Below are 239 nucleotides of genomic sequence, written 5' to 3' on the forward strand. Positions count from 1 at the left end.
TTCACGGGGGTCGAGGGCAAGATGTTCCAGCCGATGGCGCTGACCGTCATCCTCGCCCTGGCGGCGGCCTTCGTGCTTTCGCTGACCTTCGTGCCGGCCCTGATCGCCGTCGCCCTCACCGGCCGGGTCACCGAGGCGGAGAACCCCCTCGTCCGGGGCCTGAAGGCGGTCTACCGGCCCGTCCTCGCCGCGGCGATCCGGACGCCCACCCCGTTCGTCGGGGCGGCGCTGCTCCTCCT

Annotated in this window: 1 protein-coding gene; it reads left to right on the forward strand. The window is 72.8% G+C overall.

Annotation, left to right across the window (positions count from 1 at the left end; all coding sequences use genetic code 11):
• The coding region (locus MXD60_RS26485) for an efflux RND transporter permease subunit (protein WP_248822419.1) at window positions 1-239 on the forward strand (239 nt) is incomplete at both ends.

Origin of the sequence: Frankia sp. AgB32 (assembly GCF_023243045.1) — a bacterium.
Lineage (GTDB): Bacteria > Actinomycetota > Actinomycetes > Frankiales > Frankiaceae > Frankia.